This window comes from Halopseudomonas phragmitis (assembly GCF_002056295.1).
In the GTDB taxonomy this organism is placed as follows: domain Bacteria; phylum Pseudomonadota; class Gammaproteobacteria; order Pseudomonadales; family Pseudomonadaceae; genus Halopseudomonas; species Halopseudomonas phragmitis.
Window position 1 is genome coordinate 3,729,409 of sequence record NZ_CP020100.1, and the last position, 20,227, is coordinate 3,749,635.

General features: G+C 60.7%; 19 protein-coding genes. 9 read left to right on the top strand and 10 right to left on the bottom strand.

The window, feature by feature from the left end:
- Window positions 1-4: 4 nt before the first annotated feature.
- The 4 genes from BVH74_RS17205 to BVH74_RS17220 all read right to left on the bottom strand — a co-directional run bounded on the left by BVH74_RS17205 (window position 5) and on the right by BVH74_RS17220 (window position 5,480).
- Window positions 5-808, bottom strand: coding sequence for a hypothetical protein (locus BVH74_RS17205; protein WP_080051291.1), 804 nt, complete (start codon window positions 806-808; stop codon window positions 5-7).
- A gap of 16 nt (window positions 809-824) precedes the next feature.
- Window positions 825-1,631, bottom strand: a complete 807-nt coding sequence (locus tag BVH74_RS17210; RefSeq protein ID WP_165443869.1) for a DUF4123 domain-containing protein — start codon at window positions 1,629-1,631, stop codon at window positions 825-827.
- On the bottom strand, window positions 1,631-3,727 hold the full coding sequence (locus tag BVH74_RS17215; protein WP_080051293.1) for a type VI secretion system Vgr family protein: 2,097 nt from the start codon (window positions 3,725-3,727) through the stop codon (window positions 1,631-1,633). The genes BVH74_RS17210 and BVH74_RS17215 overlap by 1 nt, the downstream gene beginning before the upstream one ends.
- Window positions 3,728-3,956: 229 nt before the next feature.
- A complete protein-coding gene (locus tag BVH74_RS17220; protein ID WP_080051294.1) occupies window positions 3,957-5,480 on the bottom strand; it encodes a fumarate hydratase in 1,524 nt (507 codons plus the stop codon).
- Window positions 5,481-5,751: 271 nt separating this feature from the next.
- Here BVH74_RS17220 and BVH74_RS17225 point away from each other — a divergent pair, with 271 nt between their 5' ends.
- The 3 genes from BVH74_RS17225 to BVH74_RS17235 are packed head-to-tail and all read left to right on the top strand — an operon-like array spanning window position 5,752 to window position 8,581.
- Window positions 5,752-6,873, top strand: a complete 1,122-nt coding sequence (locus tag BVH74_RS17225) for a GGDEF domain-containing protein (RefSeq protein WP_080051295.1) — start codon at window positions 5,752-5,754, stop codon at window positions 6,871-6,873.
- Window positions 6,866-7,801: an iron-sulfur-binding ferredoxin reductase gene (locus tag BVH74_RS17230; RefSeq protein WP_177344552.1), complete on the top strand. Its 936-nt coding sequence runs from the start codon at window positions 6,866-6,868 to the stop codon at window positions 7,799-7,801. The genes BVH74_RS17225 and BVH74_RS17230 overlap by 8 nt, the downstream gene beginning before the upstream one ends.
- Window positions 7,802-7,816: 15 nt before the next feature.
- A complete protein-coding gene (locus BVH74_RS17235; protein WP_080051297.1) occupies window positions 7,817-8,581 on the top strand; it encodes an enoyl-CoA hydratase in 765 nt (254 codons plus the stop codon).
- A 230-nt stretch (window positions 8,582-8,811) separates the two neighbouring features.
- Here BVH74_RS17235 and BVH74_RS17240 read toward each other — a convergent pair whose 3' ends face one another.
- Together BVH74_RS17240 and BVH74_RS17245 are read right to left on the bottom strand one after the other, a co-directional pair.
- Entirely contained in the window at window positions 8,812-9,969 is a 1,158-nt protein-coding gene (locus BVH74_RS17240) for a phospholipase D-like domain-containing protein (RefSeq protein ID WP_080051298.1), read from the bottom strand.
- Window positions 9,970-9,977: 8 nt separating this feature from the next.
- On the bottom strand, window positions 9,978-10,760 hold the full coding sequence (locus BVH74_RS17245) for an oxygen-binding di-iron domain-containing protein (protein WP_080051299.1): 783 nt from the start codon (window positions 10,758-10,760) through the stop codon (window positions 9,978-9,980).
- Between the two features lie 176 nt (window positions 10,761-10,936).
- Here BVH74_RS17245 and BVH74_RS17250 point away from each other — a divergent pair, with 176 nt between their 5' ends.
- Together BVH74_RS17250 and BVH74_RS17255 are read left to right on the top strand one after the other, a co-directional pair.
- Entirely contained in the window at window positions 10,937-11,689 is a 753-nt protein-coding gene (locus BVH74_RS17250; protein ID WP_080051300.1) for a GNAT family N-acetyltransferase, read from the top strand.
- Window positions 11,690-11,694: 5 nt separating this feature from the next.
- Window positions 11,695-12,486: a lysophospholipid acyltransferase family protein gene (locus BVH74_RS17255; protein ID WP_080051781.1), complete on the top strand. Its 792-nt coding sequence runs from the start codon at window positions 11,695-11,697 to the stop codon at window positions 12,484-12,486.
- Here BVH74_RS17255 and BVH74_RS17260 read toward each other — a convergent pair.
- Both BVH74_RS17260 and BVH74_RS17265 read right to left on the bottom strand, forming a co-directional pair.
- Window positions 12,420-13,055: an acyl carrier protein phosphodiesterase gene (locus BVH74_RS17260; RefSeq protein ID WP_080051301.1), complete on the bottom strand. Its 636-nt coding sequence runs from the start codon at window positions 13,053-13,055 to the stop codon at window positions 12,420-12,422. The two genes, BVH74_RS17255 and BVH74_RS17260, sit on opposite strands and share 67 nt — an antisense overlap.
- Window positions 13,055-13,960: a coiled-coil domain-containing protein gene (locus BVH74_RS17265; RefSeq protein WP_080051302.1), complete on the bottom strand. Its 906-nt coding sequence runs from the start codon at window positions 13,958-13,960 to the stop codon at window positions 13,055-13,057. The genes BVH74_RS17260 and BVH74_RS17265 overlap by 1 nt, the downstream gene beginning before the upstream one ends.
- Before the next feature lie 214 nt (window positions 13,961-14,174).
- Here BVH74_RS17265 and BVH74_RS17270 point away from each other — a divergent pair, with 214 nt between their 5' ends.
- Entirely contained in the window at window positions 14,175-14,534 is a 360-nt protein-coding gene (locus BVH74_RS17270; protein ID WP_080051303.1) for a hypothetical protein, read from the top strand.
- On the opposite strand, the gene BVH74_RS17275 is transcribed toward BVH74_RS17270, so the two are convergent.
- Both BVH74_RS17275 and BVH74_RS17280 read right to left on the bottom strand, forming a co-directional pair.
- A complete protein-coding gene (locus BVH74_RS17275; RefSeq protein WP_080051304.1) occupies window positions 14,531-15,574 on the bottom strand; it encodes an NAD-dependent epimerase/dehydratase family protein in 1,044 nt (347 codons plus the stop codon). The genes BVH74_RS17270 and BVH74_RS17275 overlap by 4 nt on opposite strands.
- Before the next feature lie 81 nt (window positions 15,575-15,655).
- The gene (locus BVH74_RS17280) at window positions 15,656-16,552 is read right to left on the bottom strand and encodes a LysR family transcriptional regulator ArgP (RefSeq protein ID WP_080051305.1); all 897 of its coding nucleotides are present in this window, start codon (window positions 16,550-16,552) and stop codon (window positions 15,656-15,658) included.
- Between the two features lie 100 nt (window positions 16,553-16,652).
- Between BVH74_RS17280 and BVH74_RS17285 the strand changes: the two genes are divergently transcribed.
- The 3 genes from BVH74_RS17285 (at window position 16,653) to BVH74_RS17295 (ending at window position 20,222) form a co-directional block, all read left to right on the top strand.
- Window positions 16,653-17,270 (top strand): LysE/ArgO family amino acid transporter, encoded by a 618-nt coding sequence (locus BVH74_RS17285; protein WP_080051306.1) that lies wholly within the window; start codon window positions 16,653-16,655, stop codon window positions 17,268-17,270.
- Window positions 17,271-17,362: 92 nt separating this feature from the next.
- Window positions 17,363-17,944, top strand: a complete 582-nt coding sequence (sodB, locus tag BVH74_RS17290) for a superoxide dismutase [Fe] (RefSeq protein WP_080051307.1) — start codon at window positions 17,363-17,365, stop codon at window positions 17,942-17,944.
- A gap of 211 nt (window positions 17,945-18,155) precedes the next feature.
- The gene (locus BVH74_RS17295) at window positions 18,156-20,222 is read left to right on the top strand and encodes a putative bifunctional diguanylate cyclase/phosphodiesterase (RefSeq protein ID WP_080051308.1); all 2,067 of its coding nucleotides are present in this window, start codon (window positions 18,156-18,158) and stop codon (window positions 20,220-20,222) included.
- The last annotated feature ends 5 nt before the right edge of the window (window positions 20,223-20,227 follow it).

Below are 20,227 nucleotides of genomic sequence, written 5' to 3' on the forward strand. Positions count from 1 at the left end.
TTCTTCATTCCTCGCAATTGGGATAAATCATGCACTCTCGCCCATCAGGCATTCTGAAGGGTTTGAAATCTGTGCTATTACCCCGGCAAAAACCATAGGGGTCGTCGAGGCCACGACCCATGCAACGCTTCCAGCCTTGAGGAAAGCGGATCCAATTGTCGTCCACCGCCGGCCATTCCTCTTCAGCCATCCCAATGACCAGCCGAACGGTTTTGCCCGCTGCCTCGTCACGCAAGATCAACCCACCCGCTCGCCGTTCCTGAACTTCGCCTTCGCTCTGTGCCCGGCATTGGAGTAGCTTGATAATATTTCGCTGTTGCCCATAAGTCCTGAACAGCCACATGCACTGCCCATTCAAGACCTTAGTCCCGGCCGACCATGTATTGGGGTATCCATCCGGCAGGGCCTCGCGGAACGACAACATTGCATGATCTTCGCTTGAGTCCATTTGATTCGGCGTTGCATCAAGCCGCCACTTCCCCTGCAGATCCATCTTGACACTGCGCAGCTCCAATTCGCAGCCCTGCACCCGATACCCCAACGGCACCTCAAAGGCCACCCGGTGTTCCTCGGCTACATACTCGCTACGATAAATCCGCCGGTTCGGGCGCTTGCCGTTGATGCGCTCCGGCAATTCGCATTCAGCCTCCGCCACCGGCACGTAATAGGCATCGGCCGTCAGCTTGAAATGCGCCGGCAAGTCGGCCTCCAGGGTAAAACTCGGGGTGCGCTCCAGGCTGCCGCAGCCAGCCAACAGCAGCAGCGTGCCTGACAATGGGGCCAGCAGAACTTTTATCGCTAATCGCATACCTGAACTCTCCGGATTACCTGCCAGCCACGCGCACATAGTGCTGCTGAGCCGTTTCATTCATTTCTGGGTACCAGTGCCTGGGTATTTCGCCGTCATGGGCTGATAGACTTTCACGAACAAGAAAAACCAGTTGCTGCGAGGCATGCCATCCCCACTGGCGGGCCAAGCCTGCCATCTGAACTACCCAGGTGCCTGGATCGCGCTGCGCGGCAAGCCGGCTGTAGGCTTCAGGATGCTCACTCAGCAGGTAATGGCGCAGGTTGCTACACAACACCTCGTCATTCAACGCTGCGTTTTCCAGCCAGGCCGGCTGCTTCGGCAGTGGATATAGTCCCGGCTTGGGATTGTCTTGTGTCCTGCAACCCTGCCCGGTCCAGACACAAAGACTCTCAACAGGCCCCAGAAATGCGGGAAGCTCCTCGTCCGACAATCGGCTCAAGGCACGCAGCATTACCCGGTAATCATGCAGCCGAAACAAAACTGGTGATGCACCACGATCGATAATCAGCCGTTCCTGCCAATGGGTCGCCAATGCATGCAAGCGGCCTGACGGCGCTGCAATCAACCACTCCCATGTGTGCGCGGACTCATTGAGCAAATCGGCCTGCGCGGCGATGGCACTCCCCAGTGCGTACAGGCAAGGTCCCTGATCCGCCAGCTTTTCAGCTACGGTGCCTGCATAGAGCCTTAGAGACTCTTTACCTGCCAGCGCTTCAATCTGCTCCTGATAGCAAGCCGATACATTGCTCGCATCCATGACCAGATAAATTTCACGGGCATGCTCGCCCTGCTCTGCAAGCCAGCTTTGTACGCAAGCCATTACTGTTCTCCTGCGGCACAAACACCGTCCAGGCAGGGGCCGCATACCGGACAGAAATCACTATCCAATTGGCTGGCCGTACGCATGATTGCATGTTGAGCACTACTCAGAGTCATTAGGGGGTTACCCGGCTGTTCTGCAGGCGCAGTATGGACATCCCCCGGCAGTGCCGGTCGGGCTCTGGCCAACCGCCCAGCCGCACCACCGGAGTTGATCCGAATACCCGGCCCGTTCAGGGTCACGCCACTGGGGTCGAGTTTGAGGAAGGAGCCGCCGCCTCTGGCAGTCAGCTCAATACCCGCCTCGATCACTACTTTGTCGCCAGCGTAATAGTGAATCTCCCGGCCGCTGTCGATGAACTGCCCCTGACCCAGCTTGACATGCTGACTGTTGGCCACGGTCAGGTGATCGTCGGCCTTGATCTCGGTTTTTCGGTCGGCATGGGTGGTGTGGTGTTCTTCGGCCAGGTTTTCGCTGTAGCGGTTGGCTTCGATGCGTTCGTGACGTTCATGGCCGACGCGGATCTTCTGGTCGTGTTCGATGTCCTGGTCCCAGTCGCGCTGGGCGTGGATAAAGATCTGTTCCTGCCCGGCCTTGTCTTCGATCCGCAGTTCGTTGAAGCCGTTACCGCCAGGGCTGGAGAGGCTTTTGAACAGGCTGCGGGTTTTGTGTTCGGGCAGCTCATAGGGCACCGGGTGGGCGCTGTTGTACAGGCAGCCGGAGACCAGTGGCTGGTCGGGGTCACCTTCGAGGAAGCTGACCAAGACTTCCATGCCGACTCTGGGGATGGTCACGGCGCCCCAGCCGTTGCCGGCCCAACTGCTGGCGACCCGTAGCCAGCAACTGGTGTTGGCGTCGGCCTGGCCTTCTCTGTCCCAGTGGAACTGGACCTTGATCCGGCCTTCGTTGTCGCAGTGGATTTCTTCGCCTTCCGGGCCGGTGACTACAGCAGTTTGCTGGCCGAGAACCTTGGGTTTGGGGTGGATAAGGGCCGGGCGCCAGGCGCTGTCCCAGGGGGTGGCGGTGAAGTGGTTGCGGTAGCCTTGGGTGAAGTCGTCTGAGTCGTTTGGGTTGTTCTGGTTATTCTGGTTGTTCTGGGTGTCACTGGTGACCGACTCTTCCAGTACCTGGGGTTGTTTGCCCTGATGCTGGATGGCGGTGATCAGCCAGAGGTCGTTCCAGCTCTGGGTGGGGTGGCCTTCGAGTTCGAGGAAGTGGCCGCTGCGCAGGCTCGGCTGGTCGCTGTCGCCGCTGGCCTGGCGGTAGTCGCTGCGGTGGCGTTCGAGGGCGCGGCGGGCCAGCTGTTTGCCGCGCTCGCGGTCTGTGAAGCGACCGGGGTAGTCGTAGTCTTCCAGATCCGGCAGGTGCTCGCTGCGGGCTTCGCTTTCAAGCAGCAGGCGGGCTTTTTGGTGGTCGTAGTCTCGGCGGCTGACCCGGCTGCTGCGGGTTTCCAGGCGCAGGCCGAAGCGTTTGACTACCGGGTCGTCGGCGACCATGCCGTTGCCCTGATCGAACCCGGTTGGCTCTAGGCGCGGAAAGCCGGTCTGGTCGTCGCCGAACACCAGCAGGTGGCCGTCCTGGGTGTGGCGGAAGTGGTAGTGGATGCCTTCTTCTTCACACAGGCGCTGGATGAAGTGCAGGTCGCTTTCGTCGTATTGGGTGCAGTACTCGCGGGCCGGGTAGTCGCTGCCGAGCTGGAACTGCCAGGCGTCGGACTGGATGCCGTGTTCGGGCAGGATCCGGGCGATGATCTCGGGCACGCTCAGGTGCTGGAAGATGCGCTGGTTGTGGCGCAGGCCGAGGTAGTGCAGGTGCGGTACCAGTTCCAGCTGGTAGCGGGTCAGGCGCTGGCCGGATTCGCTGACGGCGGCGTGGTGGATCAGTCCGTGCAGGCCGCTGCCGTTGCCCAGGTCCAGCCAGGCGCTGTGCTGCAACAGGGCTTCGAGGTCGATGTCGGGCTGTTCGCTGACCAGTTGCAGCTCGATGCGGTAGCACTGGCTGATGGCCTCGCGGGCGGTAAAGGCCAGGACCTTGAAGTCGTGGTCGAGGCCGTCGAGGGTCAGGCTGAAATGGGCTTGATTGGCTGGGGCGAACATGGCTTCAATCCTTGAAGTCGGGGGGCAAGTCGGTGCAGCAACGTCGCAGTGTAGAGATATTGCGACTCAAGACAAGGGCAGCCCATGGCTATCATCTGGAAACTTGAACCACTTCATACCTCCTGGAAACACTCGGCATAATCAAGGCGAACTGTGGCTGCAAAAAAGCCCACTCCGATATCGGCAGTGGGCTTTTTCTTTATCGCCTGTCGAAGCCGATAGCGGTTCTTCAGATCTCTACGGCCAGGCTCTTGTCGGCGATCTTTTTCTGCCAGATCTGCGGGCCGGTGATGTGCGCCGACTCGCCGGTGGTATCAACCGCCACGGTGACCGGCATGTCCTTGACCTCGAATTCGTAGATCGCTTCCATCCCCAGTTCGGGGAATGCCAGCACCTCGGCCTTCTTGATCGCCTGGGCCACCAGATAGGCGGCGCCGCCCACGGCCATCAGGTACACGGCCTTGTGATCCTTGATCGCTTCGATGGCGATCGGGCCGCGCTCGGACTTGCCGATCATGCCCAGCAGGCCGGTCTGCTCGAGGATCTGACGGGTGAACTTGTCCATCCGGGTGGCGGTGGTCGGACCAGCCGGTCCCACGACCTCGTCACGCACCGGATCGACCGGGCCGACGTAGTAGATAAAGCGACCTTTCAGATCGACCGGCAGTTGCTCGCCCTTGTTGAGCATGTCGACCATGCGCTTGTGCGCGGCATCGCGGCCGGTCAGCATCTTGCCCGACAGCAGCACGGTTTCGCCGCTCTTCCAGCTCAGCACGTCTTCCGGGGTCACGGTGTCGAGGTTGACCCGACGCACGCTGGAGCCCACTTCCCAAGTGATTTCCGGATAGGCGTCCATCGGCGGTGCTTCGAGTACCGCCGGGCCGCTGCCATCGAGCACGAAATGCGCGTGACGGGTCGCCGCACAGTTGGGGATCATGCACACCGGCAGGCTGGCGGCGTGGGTCGGGTAGTCCTTGATCTTGACGTCCAGTACCGTGGTCAGGCCGCCCAGACCCTGGGCACCGATGCCCAGCGCATTGACCTTGTCCATGATTTCCAGACGCAGCTCCTCAACCCGGTTCTGCGGACCACGGGCACGCAGTTCATGGATATCAATCGAATCCATCAGTGATTCCTTGGCCAGTACCGCGGCCTTCTCGGCGGTACCACCGATACCGATGCCAAGCATGCCTGGTGGACACCAGCCAGCGCCCATAGTCGGTACGGTCTTGATCACCCAGTCGACGATCGAGTCGGAGGGGTTGAGCATGACCATCTTCGATTTGTTCTCGGAGCCGCCGCCCTTGGCCGCAACGTCGATTTCAACCTTGTCGCCGGGGACGATCTGGTAATGGATCACCGCCGGGGTGTTGTCCTTGGTGTTGGTCCGCTTGCCAGCCGGATCAGCCAGAATAGAGGCGCGCAGTACGTTCTCCGGCAGGTTGTAGGCCCGACGCACACCTTCGTTGATCATGTCGTCCAGGCTCATGGTTGCGCCGTCCCAGCGCACATCCATACCAATCTTGGCGAACACGGTGACGATACCGGTGTCCTGACAGATCGGCCGGTGACCGGTGGCGCACATGCGCGAGTTGATCAGAATCTGGGCCATGGCGTCACGGGCCGCCGGTGACTCTTCACGCAGATAGGCCTCATGCACGGCCTGGATGAAGTCCACCGGGTGGTAGTAGGAAATGTACTGCAGCGCGTCGGCCACGCTCTGGATCAGATCGTCTTGCTTGATAACGGCCATGCTCGGACAGGCTCCTCTATATAGGCACCGGGCCATGCAACCAGGAAATTGCATACCGGGTTCACGGATAAGACAGGCCATCTGCACCGCTTGAGGATAGCTGCGCCCAACGACCCGCCAGAAAACGGGGCTAGAGTATACCCGAGCTTGACGAGCAGGCCAGTGCCAAGGCTATAGCTTTATTCAATGACTAGACAAAAGGACTAGGCAAAGCCTACGGGGAGCGCTACATTGGCGTCAAAATGCCATCATTGGACAATAGGCATATACGATGACAATGGACTCCGCCCAGATCAAGTTCCAGGCCCTGCGCCTGCAGCGCTTTTACATGGCCCAGCTCAACTACCTGATCACCTATACCGTGATCTGCGCATCCTGGCTGGCCGGTCAGTATCAGGCTTCAGCGCCAATGCTGGCAGTCCATATCGGCCTGGGGGTGGCGACTCAACTGGGGTTCTACTGGCTGATCCGCAGCGGCCGCAACCTGCGCTATCGCGACCCGAGCCTGACCAGCGGCCAGATCATCGTCGCCACCCTGCTATTGACCTATCTGCTGGCCTACCTGGGCAGCTTTCGGGGCAGCCTGATCATGGTCTACCCGATCATCCTGATGTTTGGTGTATTCCAGCTCTCACGTCGGGAGTTTCTCAGCCATTCACTGCTGGCCCTGACCGGCTATGGCAGCCTGATAGCCTATGACTACATCTACAACCCTGGCACCCAGGATTTGCCCCTGACCCTGCTACAATGGTTCGTCCTGGCCTGCATCCTGGGCTGGCTGAGCATGTTCTGCAGCTATATCCGTGAACTGCGTGAACGCCTGCAGCGCCGCCACCATACCCTGCAAGCCCACCAGGAAACCCTCAAGGGCATGATGGGACAACTGCAGAACCTGGCCACCACCGATGCCCTGACCGGGCTGGCCAACCGCCGCTACTTCATCGACGAAACGCGTCGCCGGATGGCTCTGCTTGGCCCGCGCCAGCAACTGGGTCTGGCGCTGATCGACCTTGATCATTTCAAGCGAATCAACGACCTTTATGGACATGCGGTGGGTGATGAAGTGCTGCAACGCTTCGCCCAACTGGCCCGCGACAAGCTGCGGAGCGACGATGTGATAGCCCGCTTTGGCGGTGAGGAGTTCATTATTCTGTTGAGTAACTGCGACCTGGAAACCCTGCACCAATGCGTGGAACGGATTCGCCAGGCCTTTGCCAAGCTGCAGTTTTCCGGTTTGCCGGAAGATTACTCATGCACGCTGTCGGCCGGCCTGAGCGTGGTCCGCCCTGAAGATGATCTGGAGGAGCGTATCAACCAGGCCGACCAGGCGCTTTACCAGGCCAAGCAGGGTGGTCGCAACCGCTGCAACACCCACCAGGCCGCCTATGCCTGAACTACGCATTGGCCCACAGCGGTTGCAGGTCGCCAGTGGCAGCAATTTGCTGGACGAACTGCTCGCTGACGGCCAGCCTGTCGCCTGGTCATGCCGCTCAGGGCACTGCCAGAGCTGCCTGGTCCAGGCCCAGCCAGGGCAAGCCCCCGAAGCAGCCTGCAGCGAACTTGATCCCGAACAGCAGGCCCAGGGCTGGCTACTGGCATGCCAGTGCCAGGTCCGGCAGGATATGGACCTGCATCTGCTTGATCCGGCCCAGGATGGCCTACCAGCGCAAATCAGCCGCATGGAATATCTGGCTGAGAACATCCTGCTCCTGGGCCTGCACCCCGAGCGGCCACTACGCTATCAGGCCGGCCAGCACCTGAGCCTGTGGCTGGATGCGGAACTGGCCCGCCCCTACTCTATCGCCAGTTTGCCGGGCGAGCCGGAATTGCAGTTTCATCTGGCGCTCAAGGCTCAAGGTCAGTTTTCCCAGCGCATTCAGCGCATGAATATTGGCGAGCGGATTTATCTCGGCCGGGCCAACGGTCATTGCCATTACCAGAGCGACTGGCAGGACCGACCGTTACTGCTGCTAGGGCGTGGCACCGGCCTCTCACCACTCCAGGCAGTGGCCCGCGACGCCTTGAAACATGGGCATCGCGCCGCTATCGAACTGTGGCACTGGCACCCCGAAAGCGGCGACTGCTACCTGCGTTCCGAGCTGGAAAAGCTCGCCCAGGCACACCCCCAAACCCTGCGTCTGCACCTGCACCCACAGTCCCAACTGTCCTCCGATATGGCCAGCCTGCGGCTTGCCTCACGCCATACCCTGGCGCTAGTCTGCGGTCATCCCGAATTTGTCGAACAATGGCGCAAACCGCTATTTATGGCCGGCCTGCCACGCCGGCAAGTATTCGACGAAGCCTTCGTGAGCCGCCAATAAGCCCAAGGAGCCACCGTGAGCCAAACCCTGCTGATCGACCGCAGCGATGCAGTCCTGACCCTGACCCTGAACCGCCCGGAAACCAAGAACGCCCTGACCCGCGAAATCTACAGCGGGCTGGCCGATGCCATCAATGCGGCTCAGGATGACCCGGCCATCCGCACCATCGTCCTGCAGGGCAGCCAAAGCTGCTTCACCAGTGGCAACGACGTCAACGACTTCCTCAATGTACCGCCGGCCGGCCAGGACAGCCCGGTCTACCGCTTCCTCCGAGCCATTCTCAGCTCAGAAAAGCCCCTGATCGCCGCAGTCAACGGCCCAGCGGTAGGCGTGGGCACCACCATGCTGCTGCATTGTGATCTGATCTATGTGGCCGAGGATGCCCGGCTGAAGATGCCCTTCGTCAACCTCGGCCTGTGCCCCGAAGCCGGCTCCAGCTTCCTGCTGCCGCGCCTGCTCGGTCATCCGCGCGCAGCCGAATTGCTGCTGTTGGGCGAAGAAATCAGTGGCCGACGTGCCGTTGAGATCGGCCTGGCCAACCATGCCTTGGCTGCTGGCCAACCAGTACTGGACGCCGCCCGCCAGGCCGCCCTGCGACTGGCCGCGCAGCCACCCAGCTCGGTCCGGCTAACCAAGCGCCTGCTCAAACAGCACAGCCAGAAACAGGCACAAGAGGTTATGGAGCAGGAAGGCGCCCACTTCGCCACCCTGCTACAGGGACCGGATGCGCGTGAGGCGTTGAGTGCGTTTCTGGAGAAGCGCAAGCCGGTTTTTAGTTAAGGAAACGCTGACCAACTACACCTGAGCCTGACGGCTTGGGTGTCTGTTAAGGGAACACTGATTAATTGCAAGCCCGGTTGTCGCTGACCTGTTCTGGACTGTCGATGCCCCGGACGGGCATCGTCAAGCCCCCAGGGATGGGTTCACGGCGTGTCCAGAACAGGTCAGCGACAAGTGGGCCAGCACCGAAACCGATTTAATCAGTGTTTCCTTAAATGCCAGCACCGCCTTCAGCGACGAATCCCAAACCACAAAACCGCCAGCCGGTTGACCCAGCTCCACAGTCGTATTTTCAGCCGATGCCCCCAGCCCAAAGCCTTCCAGGCACCCAGGCTCCACTCCCGACTCTGGGCGAAGTCACGCTGAAAACAGTCCCGCACTGCAGCGTTGAGAGACGGATCGACAACCTGCTGATTGGCTTCCAGATTCCAGTGCAGGGTCCAGTGATCGAAATTGCATGAACCCAGGCTGACCCACTCATCAACCAGCACCATCTTCAGATGCAGAAACCGCGGCTGGTATTCGTAGAGCCGAACACCGGCCTTGAGCAAGCCTGGGTAGAAGCGCTGCCCGGCATAGCGAACCGGAGCGTTATCGGTAATCTGACCACACAGCAGCAAACGCACATCCACCCCGCGCCGAGCCGCGCGCTTGAGTGCCCGCCGCACGCGCCAGCCTGGCAAAAAATACGGTGTTGCCAACCAGATCCGGGTCCGCGATCTTGAGACGGCCGCCAGCAGCGCCTGAACCACCTCGGTATGCTCGCGGGCATCGGCATAGGAGACCCTGGCGTAGCCTGAAGCATCAGGCGCAGGCGGCGCCGGGACGCGCACCCGGTGCCATTTTGGTGGTGCCAGCCGCAGGCGCCGGCCGGATACCTGCCACTGCCGCTCGAACAACTCGGCCCAGTCATGCACCACCGGGCCACGCACCTCCAGCATCAATTCATGCCAGAGGCTCTGGCGCTGATCCGGACGGTAAAAGTCATCGGTCAGCCCGGCCCCACCGACAAACGCCAACGTCTGGTCAATGACCAGAAGCTTGCGGTGGTCCCGATGCAGATTGCCGCGCCCGGCCAGCCAGTACAGAGGATTGTAGAAACGCAACTCGACCCCGGCCTGAAGCAGATACTGGCGGTCGGTTGCGGACAACTGCAGGCTGCCGAAGCCATCGAGCAGGCAGCGTACCCGAACGCCGCGCGCCACGGCCGCGACCAGGCTATCGAGCACCTGACGGCTGGCCTGCCCGGAACTGATCAGATAGAGCTCAAGATCGATGCTGCTACGCGCCGCGTCCATGGCCTGCAACATGCGCGGAAAAAAGCTCTCGCCATCGACCAACAACTCGAAGGTGTTGCCTTTACGCCATGGATAGATAGGGCCAGCCATGTACCGCCTTAGGGAATCCGGTAATCCTCCTGCTCGAGCAGATCCATGCCACACTGCAATTGGCTGATCCAGTCGAGGAACGCCTTGATCATAGCAGGCCCGACGAACGGCCGCCCGTGCTGCGGCACGATCATCGACGGGTTGAGAGTGCGGATCATGTTGGCCCACAACCGGCAGGCCTTGTTGCCAGCCATGTAGCGCCGGTGAAAGCCCTCCATGCTGGGCACATGGGCGGCGAAGTCGGTTACCGGTTCGGCATCATCGACCATTGAGGCGCCCATATCGCCGGAAAACAGAATGCCGCTGACCGGATCGAAGAACTGCAGATTGCCCACCGAGTGGAGAAAATGCGCTGGCAAAGCCTTGATCATGGTTTCGCCCAGCGGAATGGTCTGACCACGATCCGGTACCGCGATCATCCGCTCCATGGTGCTAACCCCGTGCCTGGCGGTCAGATAGCCGGCAGACAGGTGCGGCAGAAAGCGCGCCCACAGCCGCGAACAGACCACCTTGCAGCGAGTATGCAAAAACCACTTGTCCAGAGAAGCAATGATGTCCGGATCCTGGTGCGAGGCAAACACATAGGTCAGATCCTGTAACGGAATATGCTGGCTGACTGCCAACGACAGAGGCATGTAGGTCAGATCGCCGCCCGGATCAAGCAGAGCGTGCTGATCATGATCGATAATCAGAAACTGGTTGGACTGGATGCCGTCACCGGTCACCAACTGGTCGAAGCACAGTACCTTGTGCACACCATTGTCGAACAGCACGCGCGGAGGATGGGCCATAGCGTTAAACTCCTGTAACAAACCAGCCGCCGTTATATAGAACTACTTACAAGTGGGTACTGACCTGCATCAACCCTGACATCCGTCACTCAACTGCCATCAAAGTTTCACCGTCCTGACACGCCAGCTTCCTAGCATCGACACTGATGCTAATGGCTGCCTTGCGGAGGTACCCGATGACAGATGCTGCGCTCGCGTTGGACACACAGGACAATCGTCACCTGCAGACCGAACTGGTCAAAGACCATGCCACCCTCAAAGAAGCGCTGGCACTGCGTTTCAAGGTCTTCAGCGAGGAATGCGGGGCCAGCCTGCCCAATGCCGACAGCGGCCTGGATCAGGACAGCTTCGACCTGCACTGCGAGCATTTGGTCGTGCGCGATCAGTTCAGCGGCCAGGTGGTCGCCACCACTCGCCTGCTAGACAGCCAGCGGGCTCGCCATGCCGGTGGTTTCTATAGTGAAGGCGAGTTCCAACTGATCGGTCTTGGTGAACTGCGCGGCGATGTCCTTGAGATCGGTCGGACCTGCGTTCACCCCGACTACCGCAATGGCGCTACCATCGGAGTACTGTGGGCCGGGCTGGCACAACTGATGAACGAGCGCCAGTACGGCTACCTGATGGGCTGCGCCAGCATCGGCATGGGCGATGGCGGGATTCAGGCTCACGCCATCATGCAGCGACTGCGCGAGCGCTACCTGTGCCGCGATTGGCTCAACGCCATACCGCGCCTGCCAATCCCCGAGCGCGACCTGCCGGCCAACGTCACTGCTCAGTTGCCGCCGCTGCTCAAGGCCTACATGCGCCTGGGCGCCAAGATCTGCGGCGAGCCCTGCTGGGATCCCGAGTTCAACGTTGCCGACGTGTTCATTCTGCTGCGCCGTGAACAGCTGTGCCCACGCTACGCCCGACACTTCAAGGCGGTATGAACAGCATGGGCGTGAAACGTAGCTGGCGAGCCTTGTGCGTTGCCGGGTGGATTCTGACCGGGCTGTTACTGGCCACCTGGACAGCCCTGCTGCAACCGTTCAACCCTCGTTGGCTGGCAGCTCATCGTCAACGTCTGACCCGCCATTGGATGCGTACGCTCATCCGCCTGCTACCTCTGCGCATCCGCTGCCACGGCACGCCGCCCAACGGCACCACGCTTTGGGTCAGCAACCATGTGTCCTGGCTCGATATCGTGGTACTCGGCGCCCAGGCGCCGGTGCACTTTCTGTCCAAGGCCGAAGTTCGCCATTGGCCGGTAATCGGCTGGCTGGCGGCTGCGGCCGGCACCCTGTTCATCAAGCGCGGCCAGGGCAGCGGCTCGCAGTTGCAGGAGCAGTTGAGCCACGCGCTGAATCAGGGCCGCAGTCTAGTGCTGTTTGCCGAAGGCACGACCACCGCCGGCGATCAGGTGCGAACCTTCCACGCCCGCATGCTGGCCTGCGCTCAGACTACCGGCACCCCGGTTCAACCGGTGGCCATCGCCTACCGCTACAACGGTCAACGTGACCAGTACGCGCCCTTTATCGGTGACGACGAGTTCACCCGCCATCTGTGGCGGCTGCTCGGCTGCCCCGGTGTGATTGAGGTTGAAGTGTATTTTCTGCCGCTGCTGGCCAGCCAGGGCAACGAGCGCAACCAACTGGCCCGCCAGGCCCAGTCGGCAGTAGCTCAGGCGTTGGGGCTGCCCGACAGCAGCGCGCGCAAATCCGGATCGGATTTCAAGGCCGCCGCCTGAGTGGCAGCATAGTCGATAACCTCGGGCATGAACGCCAGAAAGTCAGCCTCGAATCCGCCGTAGTCCCGCTCCAGCTCGAGCACCGAGCCGGCCAGCCGGTTGTCGCGGCGCAAACGCCGCCCCATATTGGTCAGGGCTCGTTCCAACTGCTCCAGCTCGGCATAACTGCTCAGCCAGTCCTGCTCGGCCATACGCTGGATCACCGGCCAGGCATGCTCGGGGATCAGCGCCTGTTGGGCCAGTAAGCCGGCATACATCTGCTGGGTGAAATGCTCGATCGGCTGGGCTGAAAAGCGCGCCCAGTGCCTTGCCAGCAGGTGATCGTAGAACATGTCGACCATGATCCCGGCAAACCGCCGCCGCTCGCTGCTGACTCGAGCCTTACTGGCCAGAACCAGCGGATGGCTGTCGGTAAAGACATCGATCCGCCGGTGCAGCCAGACCCCTTCACGCACCGCAGGCGGCAGGGCCAGGTTCGCCACCGGTCCCTTGACGAAATCGCCCAGCAAGCTGCCCAGCGCCTGCTGGGGCTGAGGCGGCCCCAACAGCAGATGGGCGAGGAAGTTCATCAGGGCTGCCCCACACGCTGCTGCAGGGTGTTGAGCTGGTTCTGCAGGGTGTTGAGGGTACGATTGGTCTGCAACCGGTAACTATCGATGGCTGCCAATGCATCCTCGGTCGAACTCAGACGCTGGTCTATCTCACTGCGCAACACCAGCATTTCCTGGTCCAGGTTACGCGCCGAGGCCTGATTCGACAGACTCTGCAGCGTACTTTGCTGACGCCGGAGCTGCTCAGCCTGCTCACCGATACGCTGCTCCAGCCCCGCCAGCGCCCGGATCTCTTCACGCAGCCCGCCCAGCTCACCAGCCAGTGACTCATGCCGCTGACCACCTTGCTTCAGAGCATCATCCAGACTCCCCAGACGACCGCTCTGGGCCTCCAGGCGCTCCTGCAATTCATTGGCCTGACCACTGATGCCATCCAAACGACGCTGCCGCGCCTCACCACTTTGCTGCAGACTGGCCAGGGTGCTGGCTTGCTGCTCCAGCTTGCGGGTCAGTTCCTGCACGCCTTTTTCCAGCGCCGTCAGCTGCGCCGCACGAGCCTGTTCGGTTTCGCTCAGGGTAGACTCGGTAGCACTGACCTTGCCAGTGATGTCCTGAATCCGCCCAGCCGCCTCCTCGCTGATACGAGCAAAACTGTTCTGGGTAGCCACCAACTGCTGCTGCAAACGGGTCTGCTGTTGATGGCTCCAATAACCCAGGCCCACCAGCCCAAGACTCAAGGCCGCACACAAAGCCCACAAGGCACCATTACCAGAGCCTTTGGGTTCACTGCGTACAGGCGAGCGCAACGGCTCGTTCGGTATCTCTTTATCAGCCTTCTCCGCCTGGGGCTCCAGCGTGCCCGGCCGCTCATCTGCGGTCGCCCGGATACTGGGTAGCTCGCCCTCAAACTCACGATCTCTCATTGACTCCCCTCAACTGCAAAAAGAGCGCACCAAAGCAATGCACGGCGCACCACAAGATCGCACGCCATCGCCTTTAGTGCCTGTTTCAGAACACTTTGACCGGCCCCAGGCAGCATAAATCCCCGGATCGACCGATCTGGTACATATTCTGCTTGCAAGGCTCTAGCCTGGCTACCGGAACTGCTTTCCGAACAGCACGAAAGGGAGAATCAGCATGATCGCCGAAGCCCAGTTCAATCGCGCCACCCTCGATTGTATGACTGCACTGCGCAGACGCCTGAAACAAAGCCTGGGGGTTACCGTCCATCTGAGCGAGCCGGATGCTGCCGAACACATGATCGACCTCAGTCGCGACTGCGCCCAGGACGACATCCGCGACCTGGGTGAACGTCTGGCCAGCATGCTCGAACCAATCGCTCCCGAGCCCGAGGAAGCGTTCGGCCTGCAAAGCGCGATTGCCGCGCGCCAACGCCAGATGAGCCAGCCCCGCGCCACTCGCCCACCCGAGCCTGCCCCCGCCAGCATGGGCGCCGGCAGCGTGCGGATCTATCGTGGCCAGGTTATTCGCAGCTAACCCAGCGCATGGCCTGCACGCTCGTTGCTACTCCAGGCACTTTCCAGGCCAGCCGGCATTCCGGCTTCCCACCAGCGGGCAAAGGCCTCAAGCCCATCAGCCACACTGACCTGAGGTTGATAACCCAACTGCGCCCGCGCGGCGTCGATGTTCAGATTGAAATCACGCGCCATGACCGCCATCCCCAGCCGCAGGATAGCCGGCTCAGGCTGACCAGGAGTCAGGTGCGCACGCCATTCGGCCAGGCAGGCCATGCCGTAAGCCAACGGATAGGGTACATGACGGGTCAATGCTGGCATGCCAAGACGCTCCAGCAAACGATTGAAAGTCGGCCAGAACGCCACCGGCTCGCCATTGCTGATGTTGTAGGCTTGCCCCAACGCCGCTTCGGGTGCGCGTATGGCCAGATCCAGAGCCAGATTGAGGTTTTCCACCGGCGTCAGGTCAACCTGATTCTCACCACGGCCAATGATCTTCAGACGCCCGCTTTGATGAGCCCGCAGCAAACGTGGAAAGATGGCCGTGTCGCCAGCACCAATCACGAATCGCGGCCGCAAGGCAATCACTTCGAGCCCCTGACGCCCGGCAGCGAAGACCTTCTGTTCGGCCAGATACTTGGTGGCCCCGTAATGGTCGAAAAACCGGGGCGGGACGAAGTCTTCGGTAATATCGCGGTGATCACGACCATCGAAATACATCGACGGTGACGACAAATGCACCAGGCGGCGTACCTTGCTACGCAGCGCGGCGGCCAACACATGCTCGGTCGTGCGTACATTGGCATCGTGAAAATAACTGTAAGGGCCCCAGGTGCCCACCGCACCGGCGCAATGCACGATGACCTCGCATCCCTCAGCCAGGCGCTCGGAGAATCCCGGATCCAGCAGGTCGCCCGCCAGGCACTCGGCGCCACGCTGCTTGAGCCAGCTCAGCGGCTCGGCCCGGCGTCCGCTGCAACGTACCTCATAGCCCAGACTCAGGGCATGCGCCGCAAAGCGACCACCGATAAAACCACTGGCTCCGGTTACCAGAATTCGCATTATTGTTCTCCCTGTCGGACTATGACTTTCCCCACCTTACTCCGCAGCGCCAGCCGGTACCAGTGGCGCGACGCCATCGCCTCAGCCCTGGCCCGCCGCCAACAGTGCGCTGGCGCGCTGAGCCAGTTCTGCAGTCAGGGTATCCAGCAGCCGACCACCATGACGCCAGTAGTGCCAATACAACGGCACATCCACCACCGCCCCCGGCACCAACTCGCGTAGAGCGCCGCTGGCCAGTTCCACCGGGATTTGCAGTGCCGGCACCATACCCCAGCCCATACCGGCACTGAGCAAACGGACAAACCCCTCGGACGATGGGCACAGGTGGTAGCGAAACTCACCGCCATAGTCCAACCCACTCAGAAACCGGTGCTGGAGCTGGTCATCAGGCCCAAAAACGATTGCCGGGGCGCGCCTGAGCGCCGTCTGACTCACCCCATCGGCAAAGTAGCGGGCTATGAACTCCGGGCTGGCCACCGCCAGATAACGCATATTCCCCAAGGCCAACACCCGGGCGCCAGCCACCGGCTGGGCACTGGCGCATACGCAGCCGGCCACCTCACCGGCACGCATGCGCCGCAACCCGACATCCTGGTCATCGACCACCAACTCGAACTGCAAGGCTTCACGAATACTCAACTCGGCAACCGCCTGGGCCCACCAGGTGGCCAGGCTGTCGGCATTCAAGGCAATGCGCAGGCGTGGCGGCAGATCGTCTTCACCAGCCATAGGGACAGCCTCGCGCAAGTCGCGCTCCAGCAACCGCACCTGCTGCACATGGTTGAGCAAACGCTGCCCGACTTCGGTGGCCTGGGGTGGATTCAGGCGTATCAGCACCGGAGCGCCGACCCGTGCCTCCAGCAACTTGACCCGCTGTGACACCGCTGATTGTGAAAGCCCCAGCATCTGGGCCGCCCGCTCAAACCCACCTTGCTCGATCACCGCCGCCAGGGCAGCCAACAACTTGTAATCCAGCATAAAATTTCCTTATGTGATATCAGGATTATTTGTTTTTCTTATTAAAGAGTCCAGCGCAGACTCAGCAGCATCTTTCCTGTTATGAGTGAGCCCATCCGCCATGCCCGTACTACACAGCTATTTCAACGGCCTGCTGGTCGCCGCCGGACTGATCATGGCGATCGGTGCCCAGAACGCCTTCGTTCTCGCTCAGGGGCTGCGCCGCGAACACCATTTGAGCGCCGCGCTGGTATGCATGAGCTGCGATATCGTGCTGATTCTTGCCGGCACGCTGGGCCTGGCGGTACTGCTTCAACAATCGCCGCTGGCCATGGAAATCACTCGCTGGGGTGGGGTCGGGTTTCTTTGCTGCTATGCCTTTCTGGCCATGCGCCGGGCGTTTTCCAGTCAGGCACTGGGGGCCGATCAACAGCCGCCACGCAGCCGCAAGGCAGTACTGTTGGCGACCCTGGCAGTGACCTTGCTCAACCCGCATGTCTATCTGGATACCGTAGTACTGATCGGCTCGATCGGTGCCCAGCAAAGCTGGCCACTGCTGTTCGCTCTGGGCGCGGCCAGCGCCTCGATCATCTGGTTCTTCAGTCTGGCGCTGGGCGCCGCCCGGTTGGCTCCGTGGCTACGACGCCCATCGACCTGGCGCTGGATCGATCTGGGCGTGGCCGCCATGATGCTGAGTGTCGCCTGGAGCCTCGCCGCCCCGGCCCTGAAACAGCTCTGAATCGCTATATCCCTACACTTGTTACGTGGATAGCAGACCGCACAGGTGCTATGATCAGGCTCTTCCGTGCACCTGATAAATGGAGAAACACCATGGCTTTTGAATTGCCTGCACTTCCTTACGAAAAGAACGCTCTGGAACCGCACATCTCCGCTGAAACCATCGAGTACCATTACGGCAAGCACCACAACACCTACGTGGTCAACCTGAACAACATGGTTCCCGGCACTGAGTTCGAAGGCAAGACCCTGGAAGAGATCGTCAAGAGCTCCAGTGGTGGTGTATTCAACAACGCCGCCCAGGTCTGGAACCACACCTTCTACTGGAACTGCCTGAGCCCGAACGGCGGTGGCCAGCCGACTGGCGCCCTGGCTGACGCCATCAACCAGGCTTTCGGCTCCTTCGACAAGTTCAAGGAAGAGTTCACCAAGACTGCCATCGGCACCTTCGGCTCCGGCTGGGCCTGGCTGGTCAAGAAATCTGACGGTTCCCTGGCCCTGGCCAGCACCATTGGCGCCGGCTGCCCGCTGACCTCCGGTGACACCCCGCTGCTGACCTGCGACGTCTGGGAACACGCCTACTACATCGACTACCGCAACCTGCGTCCGAAGTACGTCGAAGCCTTCTGGAACCTGGTTAACTGGGATTTTGTGGCCAAGAACCTCGCCGCCTGAGACCCCAAATGAGCAGTACCACACACCCCGCTTTTGCGGGGTGTGTCATTTTATAGCAATGTCAAAGTGACTTTATTTTGACCTCAGCCCAGCACGATGTTAATACTCTAATACCGAAGTGCAGCCTGCGGGCCAGAACGCTTGCATGATCATAATAACTACTTGCATGATGCAAGGATTGCCAACCACAAGCATTGGATAGAGCACTAACTTGAAACTGGAGCGTCGGCACAGCCTTTCCATCAAACTGCTGCGTCTGGTCCTGATGTGGGCACTGCTGGTAGGTTTGATTCTCAGCTTTGCGCAGATCCTCTATGACCTGCGCAAGGAACGCAGTCTGATCGACAGCACAGCGACTCAGATCCTGGCCATGGCTCGTGATCCAGCTACTCAGGCGGTCTACAGTCTTGATCGGGAGATGGCCTTACAAGTGGTTGAGGGCCTGTTCGAGCATCAGGCCGTGCGCTTTGCCTCCATCGGCCACCCCGACGAATCGCCGCTGGCCATAAGAGAACGCCCCCTGATCGATACCCGCTCACGCGGGCTGAGCGACTGGCTGTTCGGGGTAGACCAGGACTACACCATCAAGCTCTTTGGGCGCGCGCCCTACAATGAATACTATGGCGATCTGCGCATCACCCTGGATACTGCGCCCTACGGCCAGGAGTTCCTCCAGCGTTCACTGATCATCATGGTCTCCGGCACCCTGCGAGCCATGGCCATGGCCTTCATGCTGTATCTGCTCTATCACATCCTGCTGACCAAGCCGTTATCGCGGATTATTGAGCACATTGCCGAGATCAACCCAGATCAGCCAGGCAAGAATCTGATCCCGATGCTGCCGGGGCACGAGCGCAACGAACTGGGCATCTGGATCAACAAGGCCAATCAACTGCTCGATTCGATTGAGCGCAACAGCAGCCGGCGCCGCGAAGCCGAGGCAAGCCTGCTGCACATGTCCCAACATGACCATCTGACCGGCCTACCCAATCGCAGCATGTTGCAGGAACAGCTCAATCGCATTCTCGCCGATGCAGGCCGCCGTCAGCGCGGCGTAGCAGTGCTGTGCTGCGGCCTGGATGACTTTAAGGAAGTCAACGAACAGTTCAGCTATCAAAGCGGCGACAGTCTGCTGGTGGCGGTGGCTGACCGCTTGCGCGCCAACAGTGCCCAGTTGGGCTGCCTGGCACGCCTGGGCGGCGACCAGTTCGCTCTGGTTCAGACCGGCGTCAGCGAACCCTACGAAGCGGCCGAACTGGCCCAGACCATCCTTGACGATCTGGTCCGTCCGTTCGAACTCGGCGCCCATACCGTAAGCTTACGCGCCACCATCGGTATCACCCTGTTCCCTGACGATGGCGACAACGCCGAAAAGCTGCTGCAAAAAGCCGAACAGACGATGATGCTGGCCAAGGCCCGCTCGCGTAACCGCTACCAGTTCTACATTGCCAGCCTGGACAGCGAAATGCGTATTCGCCGCGAGCTGGAAAAGGATCTGCGTGGCGCGCTGCAACGCAACGAATTTCACCTGCTCTACCAACCCCAGGTGTGTTTCGATACACACCAGGTAATCGGTGTCGAGGCCCTGCTGCGCTGGCAGCATCCCGAGCGTGGCCTAGTACCGCCGGACCTGTTCATCCCACTGGCCGAACAGAACGGCTCAATCATCGAAATTGGCGACTGGGTCCTCGACCAAAGCTGCCGGCAACTGCGTCAGTGGCACGATAGCGGCTTTCCACAACTGCGGATGGCGGTCAACCTGTCGACCGTGCAACTGCACCATGGCGAACTGTCCAAGGTCGTCACCAACCTGATGCAACGCTACCAGCTCCCGGCCCAGAGTCTGGAGCTGGAAGTCACCGAGACCGGTCTGATGGAAGACATCAGCGCCGCCGCAGGACATTTGAACAGCCTGAAAAAGGCCGGGGTGCTGATCGCCATCGACGATTTCGGTACCGGCTACTCGTCACTCAGCTACCTACGCGGCCTGCCGCTGGACAAGATTAAGATCGACAAGAGCTTCGTTCAGGATGTGCTGGTTGATGTCGATGACGCCACAATCGTTCGCGCCATCATTCACCTGGCTCGCAGCCTCAACATGCAGGTAATTGCCGAAGGCGTGGAAACCAGAGAGCAGGAAGCCTACATCATCGCCCAGGGCTGCAATGAAGGTCAGGGCTATCTCTACAGCCGCCCCCTACCGGCCAGCAGCCTGATCGACTGGCTGCGCAGCTATCAGAGCGAGATGGCCAGACAGACCGCGACCCAGGCCAACTGAAGCGT